The 13,932-nt window shown below is 48.3% G+C and carries 16 protein-coding genes; 8 read left to right on the top strand and 8 right to left on the bottom strand.

The window, feature by feature from the left end:
• Positions 1-25 precede the first annotated feature (25 nt).
• Positions 26-1,453: a nicotinate phosphoribosyltransferase gene (locus GXP69_RS03055; RefSeq protein WP_163912226.1), complete on the top strand. Its 1,428-nt coding sequence runs from the start codon at positions 26-28 to the stop codon at positions 1,451-1,453.
• A gap of 2 nt (positions 1,454-1,455) precedes the next feature.
• Positions 1,456-2,073, top strand: a complete 618-nt coding sequence (gene pncA / locus GXP69_RS03060; RefSeq protein WP_163912229.1) for a bifunctional nicotinamidase/pyrazinamidase — start codon at positions 1,456-1,458, stop codon at positions 2,071-2,073.
• Positions 2,074-2,441: 368 nt separating this feature from the next.
• On the opposite strand, the gene GXP69_RS03065 is transcribed toward pncA, so the two are convergent.
• Positions 2,442-2,828 carry a hypothetical protein gene (locus GXP69_RS03065; RefSeq protein WP_163912232.1) on the bottom strand — a complete coding sequence of 129 codons (387 nt, stop codon included), beginning with the start codon at positions 2,826-2,828 and terminating at the stop codon, positions 2,442-2,444.
• Between the two features lie 291 nt (positions 2,829-3,119).
• The gene (locus GXP69_RS03070) at positions 3,120-4,274 is read right to left on the bottom strand and encodes a hypothetical protein (protein ID WP_163912235.1); all 1,155 of its coding nucleotides are present in this window, start codon (positions 4,272-4,274) and stop codon (positions 3,120-3,122) included.
• Between the two features lie 36 nt (positions 4,275-4,310).
• Here GXP69_RS03070 and GXP69_RS03075 point away from each other — a divergent pair, with 36 nt between their 5' ends.
• The 4 genes from GXP69_RS03075 (at position 4,311) to recO (ending at position 8,328) form a co-directional block, all read left to right on the top strand.
• A complete protein-coding gene (locus tag GXP69_RS03075; RefSeq protein ID WP_163912238.1) occupies positions 4,311-4,634 on the top strand; it encodes a 2Fe-2S iron-sulfur cluster-binding protein in 324 nt (107 codons plus the stop codon).
• A 111-nt stretch (positions 4,635-4,745) separates the two neighbouring features.
• Positions 4,746-5,339 (top strand): thymidine kinase, encoded by a 594-nt coding sequence (locus GXP69_RS03080; RefSeq protein WP_163912241.1) that lies wholly within the window; start codon positions 4,746-4,748, stop codon positions 5,337-5,339.
• Between the two features lie 10 nt (positions 5,340-5,349).
• A complete protein-coding gene (gene porZ / locus GXP69_RS03085; protein ID WP_163912244.1) occupies positions 5,350-7,614 on the top strand; it encodes a type IX secretion system anionic LPS delivery protein PorZ in 2,265 nt (754 codons plus the stop codon).
• Positions 7,615-8,328, top strand: coding sequence for a DNA repair protein RecO (gene recO / locus GXP69_RS03090; RefSeq protein ID WP_163912247.1), 714 nt, complete (start codon positions 7,615-7,617; stop codon positions 8,326-8,328).
• Between the two features lie 62 nt (positions 8,329-8,390).
• On the opposite strand, the gene GXP69_RS03095 is transcribed toward recO, so the two are convergent.
• The 3 genes from GXP69_RS03095 to GXP69_RS03105 are packed head-to-tail and all read right to left on the bottom strand — an operon-like array spanning position 8,391 to position 10,987.
• On the bottom strand, positions 8,391-8,945 hold the full coding sequence (locus GXP69_RS03095) for an FKBP-type peptidyl-prolyl cis-trans isomerase (RefSeq protein WP_163912250.1): 555 nt from the start codon (positions 8,943-8,945) through the stop codon (positions 8,391-8,393).
• 28 nt (positions 8,946-8,973) lie between these two features.
• Positions 8,974-9,939: an FKBP-type peptidyl-prolyl cis-trans isomerase gene (locus tag GXP69_RS03100; RefSeq protein ID WP_163912253.1), complete on the bottom strand. Its 966-nt coding sequence runs from the start codon at positions 9,937-9,939 to the stop codon at positions 8,974-8,976.
• Between the two features lie 22 nt (positions 9,940-9,961).
• Positions 9,962-10,987 carry a DHH family phosphoesterase gene (locus GXP69_RS03105; RefSeq protein ID WP_163912256.1) on the bottom strand — a complete coding sequence of 342 codons (1,026 nt, stop codon included), beginning with the start codon at positions 10,985-10,987 and terminating at the stop codon, positions 9,962-9,964.
• Between the two features lie 210 nt (positions 10,988-11,197).
• On the opposite strand from GXP69_RS03105, the gene GXP69_RS03110 reads away from it, so the two are divergent.
• Complete coding sequence (locus GXP69_RS03110; RefSeq protein ID WP_163912259.1) at positions 11,198-11,617, top strand: nucleoside-diphosphate kinase; 420 nt, start codon at positions 11,198-11,200, stop codon at positions 11,615-11,617.
• Positions 11,618-11,771: 154 nt separating this feature from the next.
• Here GXP69_RS03110 and GXP69_RS03115 read toward each other — a convergent pair whose 3' ends face one another.
• Positions 11,772-12,083: a LysM peptidoglycan-binding domain-containing protein gene (locus GXP69_RS03115; RefSeq protein WP_163912261.1), complete on the bottom strand. Its 312-nt coding sequence runs from the start codon at positions 12,081-12,083 to the stop codon at positions 11,772-11,774.
• A gap of 212 nt (positions 12,084-12,295) precedes the next feature.
• Between GXP69_RS03115 and GXP69_RS03120 the strand changes: the two genes are divergently transcribed.
• On the top strand, positions 12,296-12,721 hold the full coding sequence (locus GXP69_RS03120) for a lipocalin family protein (RefSeq protein WP_163912264.1): 426 nt from the start codon (positions 12,296-12,298) through the stop codon (positions 12,719-12,721).
• Positions 12,722-12,755: 34 nt separating this feature from the next.
• On the opposite strand, the gene GXP69_RS19040 is transcribed toward GXP69_RS03120, so the two are convergent.
• Both GXP69_RS19040 and GXP69_RS19045 read right to left on the bottom strand, forming a co-directional pair.
• On the bottom strand, positions 12,756-13,187 hold the full coding sequence (locus GXP69_RS19040) for a hypothetical protein (RefSeq protein WP_235925537.1): 432 nt from the start codon (positions 13,185-13,187) through the stop codon (positions 12,756-12,758).
• Positions 13,181-13,927 carry an MFS transporter gene (locus GXP69_RS19045; RefSeq protein WP_235925538.1) on the bottom strand — a complete coding sequence of 249 codons (747 nt, stop codon included), beginning with the start codon at positions 13,925-13,927 and terminating at the stop codon, positions 13,181-13,183. Before GXP69_RS19045 ends, GXP69_RS19040 begins: the two co-directional genes overlap by 7 nt.
• Between the last annotated feature and the right edge of the window lie 5 nt (positions 13,928-13,932).

Raw genomic sequence — 13,932 nt, forward strand, 5'->3', positions numbered from 1 at the left:
CACTCTTAACCTAAAATGGCTGCTCATGCAACACACTTTTGCTACCGACCTAACCTCGGCGCTCTATACAGATATGTATCAACTCTCGATGGCGCACTCACACTTTAACTATAACCGCCATAACGAACAGGTAGCTTTTGATTACTTCTACAGAAAGCAGCCATACAACGGCGGTTTTGCTGTTTTTTCAGGGTTGGGTGAGGTGCTGATGCTGCTGCAGGAGTTTAAGTTCAGCAGCAACGACATAGACTGGCTGCATAATACAGGCTTTAAGGAAGAGTTTCTGGAGTTTCTACGTGGGTTCAGATTCCGGGGTACGGTGTATAGCATGCGCGAAGGTGAAGTGGTTTTTCCGCAGGAGCCGCTTGTGCGGGTGCAGGGCAACCTGGTAGAAGCCCAGCTGGTCGAGACGGTGCTACTCAACTACCTGAATTTTCAGTCGCTGATAGCTACCAAAGCTGCCCGAATAAAACTAGTGGCACGCGGCGCAACGCTCAGCGAGTTTGGTTTGCGCAGGGCGCAGGGCTTGGGCGGCATGCAGGCAACGCGGGCAGCTATAACGGGTGGCTTTACGAGTACATCCAACGTGCTGGGTGCTAAAGTGTATGGGGTGCCGGCAGTAGGAACTATAGCTCACTCTTACATTCAGAGTTACAAAGAAGAGCTGGCCGCTTTCCGCGATTTTGCCAAAGTAAACCCGCAGGGCTGTGTATTGCTGGTTGATACCTACGATACCCTGAAAAGTGGTGTGCCCAACGCCATAACCGTTGCAAAAGAGATGGAGCAGCAGGGCCACAAACTGATGGGCATACGACTGGACAGCGGCGACCTGGCTTACCTGGCAAAACAGGCACGCCAGCAGCTGGATGCCGCAGGACTGAGCTATGTGAAGATTGTGGTATCGAACCAGTTGGACGAGCACATTGTGAAAAGCCTGTTTGACCAGGGAGCCCCCATTGATATTTTTGGGGTAGGAACAAGCCTGGTAACCGGCAAACCCGATGCTGCCCTGGATGGCGTTTACAAACTGAGCATGGCCAACAACGAACCACGCCTGAAGCTTTCTGAAAATATCAAAAAGACTACCTTGCCCGGCCTGAAACAGGTATACCGTTATCACGACAGTGCCGGAAATTTTATAGCCGATGCCGTGGCCCTGGATGGGGAATGTGCGCCGGCAATGATCCAGCACCCGTACGAGCCTGATAAAAGTATGCAGCTGAAAGGATACCAGTCGGAGCCATTGTTGCAGCCGGTAATGCAGCATGGCAGCCTGCTTATGAAACCAACCCCCATACTGGAAGTAGCCGATTATGCAGCCAGCCGCCTGAGCAGGTTAACCGATGAGTACAAGCGTTTCGAAAATCCGCATATTTACAAAGTGGGCCTGAGCAAGAAACTTTACGACCTACGCACGGAGCTCCGAAACAAGTATAAAAAAGACAGTTTATAGTTATGAAAGCATTGATCATAGTAGATGTGCAGCACGATTTTCTGCCGGGTGGCGCACTGGCTGTACCGGGTGGTGATGAGATTATTCCGCTCATAAACGAACTACAAAGCTACGCCGACCTTATAGTTGCTACCCAGGACTGGCACCCCGCCGGTCATAAAAGTTTTGCATCAGCACACGAAGGGAAGAGCGTTTTTGAAAAGATTGACTTGGAAGGGCTGGAGCAGGTACTGTGGCCCGACCATTGTGTACAGGGCACGCACGGCGCGGAGTTTAGTCCGGAACTGAACATGAACCACGTAGAAGCCATATTCCGGAAAGGAATGGAGCACGGCATTGACAGCTACAGCGGCTTTTACGACAACGGGCACCGCAAAGCAACCGGCCTGGGCGCTTACCTTAAGGGGCGTGGAGTAACCGAGATCTGGGTTTGCGGCCTGGCCAGCGATTATTGTGTATACTTCACTGCTTTGGATGGTCTGGATCAGGGCTTTAAAACCACACTGATTGAAGATGCCAGCCGACCAATAGATGCTGCCAGCTTTGAGTTGAAAAAAGAACATCTGCTCAGCAAAGGCGGACAAATAAGCCATGCCAAAAAAATATTGTTGAAGATGTAGCTGGATTAAATTGAGGATAATCATGGCGCGAGCGTCCACGCTCGTGTCGAACTATAGTTGGGCGTCTCGCCCAGTGGATCGCAGATCCACTATTGTTTCACGGATCACAGATCTGAGCTAGCAAAGTGCCATACCGCCAGTTTGAGCGCAGCGGTAACTGGTGGTTTACTATGCAGCCAGTTTGCAACTGGCTTTGCTTTGAAAAAGCAAGGATTAACTATAGCCTAAACTATAGAACTATAGTTTAAAGATTATATGCTCTCTCACGTCCCGCGAGTGTAAGCTACCAACCATTGTATCTGAAACTATAAAAACGAAAAAGCCACTCCTTTGCAAGAGTGGCTTTTTTATGCTGTAATGGGTTATACTTAAGATAAATAGAACTCGCCTTCATGGCCGTGCGCACGCTGGTTTTTGAAGCGGGCAATATCGGTCTGCATGTTGTTGTAGATCTCCTCAATCTCTTCTGATTCTTCAGTAAGCGGTTTAATGTGCTCGCTCAGTAATTTGGCAGCCAACGGGTAAAACTTGGAATCGTCGGTGTTTTTGGCATTTACTTTAAAGTTACTGATGGCGTTTTCCAGCTTTTTGAGCATTGGGTGCTGCGCTTTAAACTCCTGAACGGTGTCGCGAAGTTTTTCCCGTATCATGAGATACAGATCTTCTTCAAACGTCATTCCGAAGTCATCATCCTCCTCTTCCTCGTCAAAATCGTTGTAGCTCAAATCGTCGTCGTAATCGAAATCGTCTCTCATGGCTAAATATAAAATGTTTTAAAGTTGATAGTACGGGCTAATTTTCTGTTTGTGTCAGTTATAGCGTAATTTTTAAGCTGCGTTTTGGCGGTAATTTCTGCTAAAAAATGCCAACGCAACTGCATAATTAGCATTTCGGATTATTATTTGCAATAGCTGCCAACAGCAGAATAAATAAGTTTTTTTACATGCTGCACACCCGCCTGATGTACTGCCGTTTGTAAGAATACCCCCTCATAAAAAAAGCTCATACGGTTTGCATGAGCTTTTGATATAGTTTAGATAAATATCTTACGCAAACTTACGCTCTATCAGGCGCAGCAGTTTGTGTACGTGCTCCTGCTTCCTGCTCCAGTCATACTTAGCAGCTAAGTCCTGGGTTACAAACCGCTTTGCATGCTCCGGGTCCGCCATTGCATCCAGCGACTGTATGGCTTGGTAATAGGTCAGGTTATCGCCGTCAAAAAGCTCGTTTATAAAGCTGAAGCGCTGGTTTATCGAGATCGCATTTTTAAGCGAATCTATTTTCTGGTTCGTGTGCGCATCGGCCAGCGACGAGGAAGTAGTAGCTTTTTTAAAGTTCTCGTTCAGGGTTGGGCGCTCGGCAGCCTTAAATTTCTCGTTCAGGTTGTGGTGCTCGGCAGCTTTAGGCACCGCAGGCGGTGTAGCAGGAGCAGGTGATGTAGCCGGAGCAGGCGGTGTAACTATAGTTGCTTCACGTTGCGTCGTATGTATTGGCGCAACTATATCTTTTTCTTCTTCAGGCGCTGCCGGTGTAGGCTTTGCTGCCTCAGGAACTGGTGCTGCAACCGGTGCCGGAGCCGATGGTGTTACAATATCATCGATGCTTAACGGCAATAAGCTGTTAAACTGGCTAACTATAGTTTCCAGTTTGGTAAGCTCGCCGCGGTGTGCGTTCAGGTATAGTTTAAAGCGGCTTACTATATAGTCGCGGTCGCGGCTGCTGGCCGAAAGCGTCTCGATAAAGCCGGCAAATAATGGTTTGTTAATGTCGATGTATTTCAGGTTCTCCTGCAGCTTAGGCAACGTGATTTCTTCCTGAATTCGCAGAAACTTCTCTTCCAGCGTAGCAGCCGGGGCCAGCACAACCAGAAACGTGTCGTAAATGGCTTTCTGCAGTAGCGGCTCAAATGCGTGGCGTTTCATTTTAATCTTGCGCGACAGCACGTTCATAAAATTTAGCAGGGCTTCCTTCACATCCTCATTCTCGAAATCGAAGTAAGGGCTGCGCAGGTTAGCCATCTCCTGGTGCCACTTCAGGAGCAATTCCTTTATCACAAAAAGATTTACCTGCTTAACAGGTGCAAAATGAAGCAATTGCGGGCCGTTTATAATATCATGCGATGCAAAATGGCGGTCGCACAACACATTTGCCAGCTCTTTGCTGTACCGCTCAAGGTGTAATTGATTATATTTGTCGTCCATTGGGAGTAGCTTTCTTCTCTGAAGTATAAAGGTAACATGCCGGATTTGATTGTGCAAAACCTGTATCAGCGCCATGTGGCCGTTGACCAGGGCCAGACGTTGTTTAAGGCCATACAGGCAGCCGGCATAGACTGGATGCACGCCTGCGGCACCAAAGGCCGCTGCACTACCTGCCGCATTATTGTTTTGGATGGTATGGAGCACCTCGGCGAGCTAAGTCCCGCCGAACAACGCTACCGCAACAACGGCCGCCTGAAAGATAACGAACGACTTACCTGCCAATGTATGTTAAGTGGTGGCGATGTTACCGGAAAAGTACCCGAGCAAACCAAGCTGCCGCACATGAGCTACTCAGGTTAAATGGTTATATTGTTAAATTGCTGATTGTTGATTGTTCTATTAGCAGGCTAACAATTAATCAATTTAACCTTCAACAATTTAACAAACAACAACCAGCAATCAACAATTAATATGTTTATAGAACCACGCGTTGGCGGCGGAGGCCAGGCACAGAGAAGGGGATGGATTGAGGTGATCTGCGGATCGATGTTTTCGGGTAAGACGGAAGAACTTATCCGCAGGCTGAACCGTGCCAAGATTGCAAAGCAGAAGGTGGAGATCTTTAAGCCAACGGTTGATAAACGCTACCACGACGAAGATGTGGTATCGCATAACGCCAATGTCATACGTTCTACGCCCATCGATTTTGCACAGGATATGTTGCTGCTGGGTGGTAGCTGCGATGTGGTGGGGATTGACGAAGCACAGTTTTTTGATGATGGTCTGGCCGAAGTTTGCGTAAAGCTGGCTAACAGCGGCGTGCGCGTAATTGCTGCCGGCCTGGACATGGATTACCTGGGCAAACCCTTTGGCCCGATGCCTGCCCTGATGGCCGTAGCCGAATATGTTACCAAAGTACACGCCATTTGCGTGCAGTGCGGAGATATTGCCACCTACTCGTTCCGTAGTGCAGCTTCAGAGCAGCAGGTGCTGTTAGGCGAAACCGACTCCTACGAAGCCCGTTGCCGCCACTGCTTTTTAGAAGGTCTCAAGAATAAGAAATAAACTATAGCTGATGCGCCTTAATACTTCCATACGTTTGCTGTTGCTGCTTTTCGGGGCGCTGCAGGCGTTTGTAAGTATGGCGCAGGTGCCGGTGGGGGCATGGCAACAGCACGTGCCTTACCGCCAGGGCAAAGCCGTAACTATAGCCGGCGATAAAATTTACACTGTAGTAGATCAGGGACTGTTTTATTACGACAAAGAGTTTAACCCCACCAAAGCCCTCACCAAGTCCGATGGCCTGCGCGAGCAGCAGATCAGTGCTCTTGGATATGATGCACAAAGCAAAACGCTTGTAATTGCTTACGGCAACACCTATGTAGACCTGCTACAGGGAAATTCCATACACACCATCAGCGATATTTTCCGGAAGAACCTGCCCGGCGAGAAAAAGATCAACCACATTTACACTGCCAACCGCACCGCTTACCTGAGCACAACCTTTGGCGTAGTAGTGCTGGATATTGCCCGCAAAGAAATCCGCGACACGTACAGCAACTTAGGCCCGAATGGCGAGCAGCTAAATATTCTGGCATCCACTATACACGACGGGCATTTGTACCTGGCCACAACTATAGGCGTACTCAAAGGCAAACTGAACGGCCCCAACCTGCAGGATTTCCGCAACTGGCAGAACGTTACTGGCACGCTACCGCAAACTATAGCAACTATAGCCACTTTTAACGGTGCTGTTTATGCAGGCACTGCAACTGGTTTATATAGGTTGAATGGTACAAGCTGGCAGCCTACAACTATAGCTCAGCCTATACAAACGCTGCAGCCAACTATAGATTATCTGACTATAAGCACACCAACCAGCGTACTGCTGCTTAACAACACTGGAACTATAGTTGAACTCTCGGATGAACTGCTTCAAGTGCCAAAAGATGCTGTAGCTGATGGTGCTATAGTTTGGGTAGCCGATGCGCAGGCCGGATTGATACAGAAAACGATAAACGGTGCTGCCACTATAGTTACCCCAAGCGGACCTTATGCCGGAGATGCTTTTAGCCTGAAAGCCGAAGCCGGAAAACTGTTTGCCTTTGGGGGCAACTACAACGAGAACTATAGCCCTGCCGGTAATTCCAATGGCTTCAGCGTGTACGAGAACTATAGCTGGCAGAGCTACAACCGTTATACAGATACCAATTTCCCTGATGCAGTGCAGGACATAGTGGATGGCGTGTATGATGCAGGCACCGGTAAACTCTACCTGGCCTCATTAAAAAACGGGCTTATAGTTTGGGATGGCGAGAACTATACCAACTATAATAGCAGCAACAGTCCGCTGCAAAGCGCACTTAGCAACCCTGAAAATACGCCTGTAACAAGCATTGCTCGCGACCTTGATGGCACTATCTGGCTGGTTAACCCAAGCCGCAGAGCCATGGTGCCATCGCTATTTAGTCTTTCTCCTGATGGCGAACTGCGCGGCTATAGTTTAAATAGTATAGCAGATGGCACAGCGATAGAACAGGTACTGATTGACGACAACGGCTACAAATGGCTGACCAGTAGCAAGCCGAACAATGCCGGGGTTATAGTTTACGATGAGAAACAGCAGCGCACCAAAAGGCTAAGTACAGGCAGCGGCGCAGGTAATTTGCCGGGTGGGGCTGTCTATAGTTTGGCTAAAGACCAGAACGGCGATATCTGGGTGGGTACTAACCGGGGCGTGGCTGTTTTTTACAACCCATTCTCCGTTTTCGAATCACAAAGTTACGATGCGCATTTACCGATCATCGACCGCAGGCCTTTGCTGGAAGGGCAGCGCGTGTTAAGCATTGCTATAGATGGGGCCAACCGCAAATGGGTAGGAACCGATAACGGCCTCTGGCTTTTCGGGCCGGATGGCGACGAGCTCGTCCACCATTTTACTACGCAGAACAGTCCGCTACCGTCAAATAACGTGCACAGCGTGGCCGTAGAGCACAAAACCGGGAATGTATTTGTTGCTACCGCAGCAGGCATTGCCTCGTACAGGGCCGGCGTAACTATAACTGAAGACACACCCGACTGCGCCATTGTTTTCCCGAACCCGGTGCGAAAGGAGTTTACCGGCCTGGTGGCCATTTCGAATCTTCCCAACAACGCCGAAGTAAGCATCACCGACATCAGCGGGAAATTGATCTATAAAACCAGAGCCACCGGTGGTACCGCCACCTGGAACGTGCGTGACTATAACGGCAAACGGGCAAAAGCGGGCGTCTACCTGGTGCTGAGCTCCGATGCTGATGGCAAGCAAACCTGTATCTCTAAAATAGCCGTACTGCAGTAAATGCTGATCAAGACAAGGGGCGTTGTGCTCAACTACATCAAGTACCGGGAAACCTCCATTATTGCCCGCGTTTACACCGAGCAACTGGGGCTGCAATCGTACATCATCAACAGCGTACGCACACAGCGCAAAGGCTCCCGTATTGCCTTGTTCCAGCCGTTCACGCTCCTCGATATGGTAGTCTATACGTCCAAACAGGGCGGGCTTACGCGCATCTCTGAGTACAAGGCGGCCTATCCGTTCCATTCCATTCCGTTTGATATCCGGAAGAGCAGCATGGTGTTATTTTTGTCAGAGATGGTAGCCCGTACGGTGAAGGAAGAGGAAGAGAACCCGCCACTGTTTCAGTTCCTGTACCAGGCTATAGTTGCTTTTGATGAGCTGGATCAGGGCTTCGAGAACTTTCACCTTGTTTTTCTGCTGCAACTTAGCCACCACCTGGGCTTTGGCCCGACTTCGGGTAAAGAGATTGTGGAGCAAGTGGCTTTCTCGGCAAATGCACAATCGGCTTCGGCGGCGCCCACTGTACTGGCTTTGCAGGCTTACGAGGAGTATTTTGATGAACTGCTGAACGACCCAGCCCGCACCACCATTCCGAACGGTCGTGTGCGCCGTGAACTGCTTTCGGTACTGGTGCGCTACTACCAACTGCACGTAGACCGCCTGGGCGAGATCAAATCGCTGGCTATACTTTCGGAAGTGCTTGGGGAATAACTATAAACAGAAAGGGCGATACTGATGTACCGCCCTTTCTGTTTGCTTTAAACTATAGGTTTTTACTTTTTGCCTGGCTTCTTGCTTATGGCTTCGAGGTTAAAGATCAGCACCGTGTTGCCCGGTACCGAACCGCCGCCAAAAGGCCCGTAAGCCAAGTGGGATGGAATAAACAGGATTGCCTCGCCGCCTACATTCATTTTCTGAATACCTTCTACCATACCATCGATCACAGCGTTTTTCTCTACTACAAAATTCAGCAGTTTTGCTCTGCTATAAGATGAGTCGAAAATAATGTTGCTGAGATACTTGCCCACATAGTGCACCGATACCGAATCGCCGGCCTCAATCTTTGCACCTTCACCTTCAATCACGTTCAGGAAGTACAAACCGGACTCAGAGCGTTGCACAGCCAGGGTGTCGATGTTATTATCGCGGAAATACTTGCGAATAGCAGCCTCATCCCTTACTTTCTGTGCTTCCACATCAAAGTAGAAAGGGTCGTTTTTGTCTGCAGCGCAGGACGCCAACGATACCACGGCAAATACTAAAAGCAGGCTCTGAAGCAGGCCGTTGCTTTTAAAGAACCTTCTGGTTAGGGTGTGTAAGGTACTCATAGCTTAAAGGTATTGATTTAAATCTAAATTACTTAACGTCCAGCAGCTCCACATCGAAGCGAAGTACAGAGTTAGCCGGCATGTCCGGACCACGGTCCTGGGCACCATAAGCTAACGGCGAAGGGATAAGTAAAATTGCTTCGCTGCCTTCTTTTAGCTGCGCAATAGCATCATCCCAGCCTTTAATAACCTGGCCCTGGCCAAGAATAAACTCAAATGGCTTGCCATTAGACATTGGATTAGTGCGGGATGCATCAAACTCTCTGCCATCCAGGAAAGTGCCTTTGTAGTGCACCGCTACTGTATTGCCTGCTTTTGGCTGCTGGCCTTTACCTGCCTTGGTTACGATATAGTATACGCCCGACTCAGTTTTTTGAGCGTTCTGCAGGTTGTTCTCTTTCATGTATGCCTGGATCTTGGCATCATCGGTTTTCAGCTGGCCTTCAGCTTCTACGCGTGCTTTTTCCATCTGCTCCTGCATCATTTTCTCAAAATCAGCTTCAGCTTCTTCTCTCGACTGTATTTTCTCCATGTTGATGAAGAACGTTAACTGAGAACCCGACTTAATGAACGGAGGCAGTGGCTGACCAAAAGTCTGTGCAAACAGAGAATCAGCATTGATCTTGAACACACCGCTGTCGCCAGGGGCCATCATGGCAAGTGCTGTTTCCAGGCCGCCTTTCATAGATGGCTGCATAAGCGGTAGCACGATTGGCATTTTAGGGCCTTGTGTGCGGGTATCAGCAAAAGTAGAGTCTTCGGAGTTTTTGATAGCCCAGTGGAATGTTACAACCTGACCGATTTTAGCGCCAGTGCTGTCGGCAGGATTTACCTGGCCTTTGTTCTCATACTCGCTACCATCTTTTTTGGCGAAGATCTTATAGTTCAGGCCATCAGCCGTAGTATAAAACTCATCATTGTTGGTTTTGTTGCAGGCCTGCACCATTACGGCACCAGCTACTATAGGCAACAGGAATTTGATTTTAGATAACATTGATTGTTAAGGTTAGTTTTTCTTAAATAACTTGAGCTGCAGCGTACAGCTGCTCTTTATATTGTGGCAGCAGGCTTTCGAATTTAGCTACCGTTGCTTCCAGCGTGTCCAGAGATATACCGCCGGCTGCGTTTTTGTGGCCACCACCGTTAAAATGGGCTCTTGCAAACTCATTAGCCGAGAAATCGCCCACCGACCTGAACGACATTTTAACAGCCTGCGAACGATCGATGATAAGAGCGGCAAAAACAATGCCTTCAATAGATAGCGCATAGTTTACAAGCCCCTCGGTATCGCCGGTTTTGGAGTCGTAGGCCTTTAGTTCTTCGGCGGTAATGGCAAAATAGGCGGTATTGTACTCGCGTAGCACTACCAGTTTTTCTTTCAGCGCATACCCTAAAAAGCGCAGGCGCAGTTCAGAGGAGCTGTCATAAATCAGGCGGTGTATGTTTGATGTTTTTACCCCCACATTCAGCAGATCGGCAATGATCAGGTGCACATTCGGCGAGGTGCTTGGGTGGCGGAAGGAACCGGTGTCGGTCATGATACCAGCATACAGGCACTCGCCTATATTGGTATCAATCATATCGCCATCGCCCATCGCCTTAATCAGATCATACACAATCTCGGCGGTGGCGGCTGCATTCGTGTTCGAAAACTGAATATCGGCAAAGTCTTCGGGCTGCAGATGATGGTCTACCAGTACTTTGGTGCCTTTGGCATTGCGTACATAGTCGCCCAGCTCGTTTATGCGCGAAAGGTTTGAGAAATCAAGGCAGAAAATCACCTGCGACTCAGCAATGATGCGCTGCACCAGTTCGTCGTTTTTTTCAGAGTAAATGATCACTTCTTCGTTCCCATGCATCCAGTTCAGGAAGTTCGGGTAATCAGAAGGCGTAACCACAGTAACACGGTGCCCTTTCTTTTTGAGATAGCCTGCAAGACCTAACGACGACCCCAGCGCATCGGCATCTGGTTTGTGGTGTGTGGTGATCATCACCTCTTTAGGTTCTTTCAGAAGCTCTTTAAGAGCGCTTACATCATACATATGTTAAGTATAATTCCGCTGAGTAATAGGGAAATAAGCTGCGAATTTCTGAAGAAATAACTTCTAAAACAATAAACAGGCTGCTTAGGCCAAAAAGTTAACCCTTCTGGTGCCCGCAAAGTATAGCTGTAAATTATAGTATAATTCAGTATAAAACTACTAATTTTGCGCCCGTAAAACAGAAACAAACATTTAAATAAAAGACATACCATGGCAGGAAACATCACATTTACCATGATAAAGCCAGATGCAGTAGCTGATAACCACATTGGCGGCATCACTAAAATGATTGAAGAAGGCGGATTCCGTATTGTAGCGATGAAAAAGACAAGACTGTCTGAGGAGCGCGCCGGTAAATTTTACGAAGTACACAAAGAGCGTCCGTTCTATGGCGATCTGGTAAAGTACATGTCATCAGGCCCTATCGTGGCTATGATCCTGGAGAAAGACAACGCTGTGGAAGATTTCCGTAAGCTGATTGGTGCTACTAACCCTGCGCAGGCTGAGGAAGGTACTATCCGTAAGGTTTATGCCAAGTCTATTGAGGCAAACGCTGTTCACGGTTCTGACTCTGATGAGAACGCTCAGATTGAAGGTGACTTCTTCTTCTCTGCTGACGAGCGTTTCTAAGCAAAAGAATACTTATTGATTTGGAAGATCCCGTTGGAGCATGGCTCTGGCGGGATTTTTTATTGCTGTAAACTATAGCATACCACAAACTATAGACTATAAACAAACGGCCGGTTCCTGTTCAGGAGCCGGCCGTTTGCATGTTTAAGTTCTGTTAGTCTCTCGGAATCGTTAACTTCTGACCTGGTTTTATAAGGTCCGGGTTATCGCCGATAGTTGTTTTATTTGCGTTGTAAATCTTGGTCCAGGCGTTGGCATTGCCGTACTGGCGCTGCGCAATTTTAGACAATGAGTCGCCGGACTTAACAGTATAAGTATCCTGGCTTGTGCCCGTAACATTCTGCTGATTGGTTGATGCAGTAGTGCCTTGTGTTGGCTGACCAGGCATCTGGTTCATTTTTGGTGTACCTGTTGGTTGTTTAGCAGGCTCTTCCTTTCCCTTCTTTAAAAAATCAAACAATCCCATAGTAAAATATTTAGTGTTAAACTCCTTCGTTAAGGTGCATCCTTACTTAAGGCTGCATAAAATAAATACGCCTTTGCGCTTGGTTTGTTGTTTATGTAATTGTGCTACAGGGTGGTTTTGGGTATCAACTTTAAAGGGAAAGGGAACGTAGGTAAAGCACAGGCTTTGCAGAAGCGGGCCTTGTAAATTTGCCAAACATACAACTAAAGACTATGAAAATTACAAGTGTGAACACGAACCCTTTGTCGGGTTTTATGAAAACAGCCTTAACCATGCTGCTGGCTATAGTGCTGGTAAGCTGCGGAGGTGATAAAGCAGGTACAGAAAGCATGTTATCAGGCACGAGCAGCAAAACCTGGAAAGCTAAAAAGGAAACCAATGCTGCCGGCGACAAAGATAAACTGACAGATGCTGAAAAGGAGCAGAACATACAGTTTTATGCTGATGGTCGCTTTGCAATGGGTGGCGCCAGTACCCTGCAAACGGGTACCTGGAACTACGATCAGGCTGCTAAAAAGCTGACGTTGCAGTTTGAAAATCAGGATATGACTGAGAATTTTGATGTACTGAAGCTGAGTGATAAGGAGCTTCGCCTGAGAGCCGGAGATGGTTCTGAAATGATAATGGAAGCAGAATAACGAAGCGAACTATAGATTGAATGAGAAAGCCGGCTTATAAACCGGCTTTTTTATTGTCCAGAAGCTGCCTGAGCGAAAGCAAGCCCAAAACAGGGCCAATTAAGAGCAGTGCAAAAGCAAGCGGCAACGGGATCAACTTTAAAAGCAGCGTGGTAAACTGGATACTGACTATAGTGAGCGCAAAGCCAATACACACAACTACCGTAAGGGCAGTGCCTACCAGGTGCTGTGGAGCCGTGCGGGCATTTAAGGCCGAGAACTGAGGCGAATCGCCGGCCACAACCACACCCCAGAACACCAGGAACGGAATGATAACTATAGTTGAGCTTACATTGAGCAAAAAAACAGCAGCCAGGCAGCACAAACCGGAAAGCAGCAACTGTACAAAAGCAACCTTCGCACTGCCAAACCACTGCGACAAATACCCGCCTCCAACACAGCCTACTGCACCTGCCGCAATTACCATAAACTATAGCATGAGATTTCTGTAGTAGTAAGCTGCGGTAAACTATAGGCCAGAATAACCGGCACAAAAGCCCAGAAAGTATACAGCTCCCACATATGCCCGAAGTACCCAATCGCCGACGCCCTGAACTCTCTTACTTTAAATACCTGCAGCATATTTCGGGCATCGAAACTGGCGCCTTTGCGCAGGTTTGGCCCATCAGGAACGAGCAGATACATCGTTATGCCACCAACAGCAGCCAACCCGCTTATAGTCAGTAAAATGGTTTGCCAATGCAGGCCGGTACCTAAAGTGCGTAATAAATGCGGAAATGCCGTACCCAGCACAAGTGCCCCTACCAGGTAGCCAATTGCTTTACCCAGGTTGCTGTTATACCAGCTGGCCGCTATTTTCATGCCTACGGGATAAACACCTGCCAGTAAAAAGCCGGTTACCACTCGTAGCAGAAGTATAGTTGTAAAACTGGTGGGCAGGAAAACCAGTAAGGCATTAGCTGCCGCACCAGCCACTGCGCACAGCATAAACAGTAAACGCGGCGATACCCTATCGGCCAGTGACAGAACGGCAAAGCAAAGGGTACCAACTATAAATCCTAACTGCACCGACGAGGTGATCAGTCCCAACGCGCCCTGTTCCAGGTTAAGCTCCTTCTGCAGCTCCGGCAATACCGCATTACCCGCAAACCACAAAGCCGTGCCCGCAAACTGGGTAAAAACAATAATAGGCAGAATGCGACGCATTTTTT

Source organism: Pontibacter burrus, assembly GCF_010686685.1.
Classification (GTDB): Bacteria; Bacteroidota; Bacteroidia; order Cytophagales; family Hymenobacteraceae; genus Pontibacter; species Pontibacter burrus.

Bases quoted from the DNA above. Each gene is read 5' to 3' on its own strand.
- porZ (WP_163912244.1), top strand. From the start codon at position 5,350: ATGCGCCTTAATACTTCCATACGTTTGCTGTTGCTGCTTTTCGGGGCG.
- GXP69_RS03110 (WP_163912259.1), top strand. From the start codon at position 11,198: ATGGCAGGAAACATCACATTTACCATGATAAAGCCAGATGCAGTAGCT.
- GXP69_RS03100 (WP_163912253.1), bottom strand. From the start codon at position 9,939: ATGTTATCTAAAATCAAATTCCTGTTGCCTATAGTAGCTGGTGCCGTA.
- GXP69_RS03105 (WP_163912256.1), bottom strand. From the start codon at position 10,987: ATGTATGATGTAAGCGCTCTTAAAGAGCTTCTGAAAGAACCTAAAGAG.
- GXP69_RS03075 (WP_163912238.1), top strand. From the start codon at position 4,311: ATGCCGGATTTGATTGTGCAAAACCTGTATCAGCGCCATGTGGCCGTT.
- GXP69_RS03080 (WP_163912241.1), top strand. From the start codon at position 4,746: ATGTTTATAGAACCACGCGTTGGCGGCGGAGGCCAGGCACAGAGAAGG.
- pncA (WP_163912229.1), top strand. From the start codon at position 1,456: ATGAAAGCATTGATCATAGTAGATGTGCAGCACGATTTTCTGCCGGGT.
- GXP69_RS03055 (WP_163912226.1), top strand. From the start codon at position 26: ATGCAACACACTTTTGCTACCGACCTAACCTCGGCGCTCTATACAGAT.
- GXP69_RS03065 (WP_163912232.1), bottom strand. From the start codon at position 2,828: ATGAGAGACGATTTCGATTACGACGACGATTTGAGCTACAACGATTTT.
- GXP69_RS19040 (WP_235925537.1), bottom strand. From the start codon at position 13,187: ATGGTAATTGCGGCAGGTGCAGTAGGCTGTGTTGGAGGCGGGTATTTG.
- recO (WP_163912247.1), top strand. From the start codon at position 7,615: ATGCTGATCAAGACAAGGGGCGTTGTGCTCAACTACATCAAGTACCGG.
- GXP69_RS03120 (WP_163912264.1), top strand. From the start codon at position 12,296: ATGAAAATTACAAGTGTGAACACGAACCCTTTGTCGGGTTTTATGAAA.
- GXP69_RS19045 (WP_235925538.1), bottom strand. From the start codon at position 13,927: ATGCGTCGCATTCTGCCTATTATTGTTTTTACCCAGTTTGCGGGCACG.
- GXP69_RS03070 (WP_163912235.1), bottom strand. From the start codon at position 4,274: ATGGACGACAAATATAATCAATTACACCTTGAGCGGTACAGCAAAGAG.
- GXP69_RS03095 (WP_163912250.1), bottom strand. From the start codon at position 8,945: ATGAGTACCTTACACACCCTAACCAGAAGGTTCTTTAAAAGCAACGGC.
- GXP69_RS03115 (WP_163912261.1), bottom strand. From the start codon at position 12,083: ATGGGATTGTTTGATTTTTTAAAGAAGGGAAAGGAAGAGCCTGCTAAA.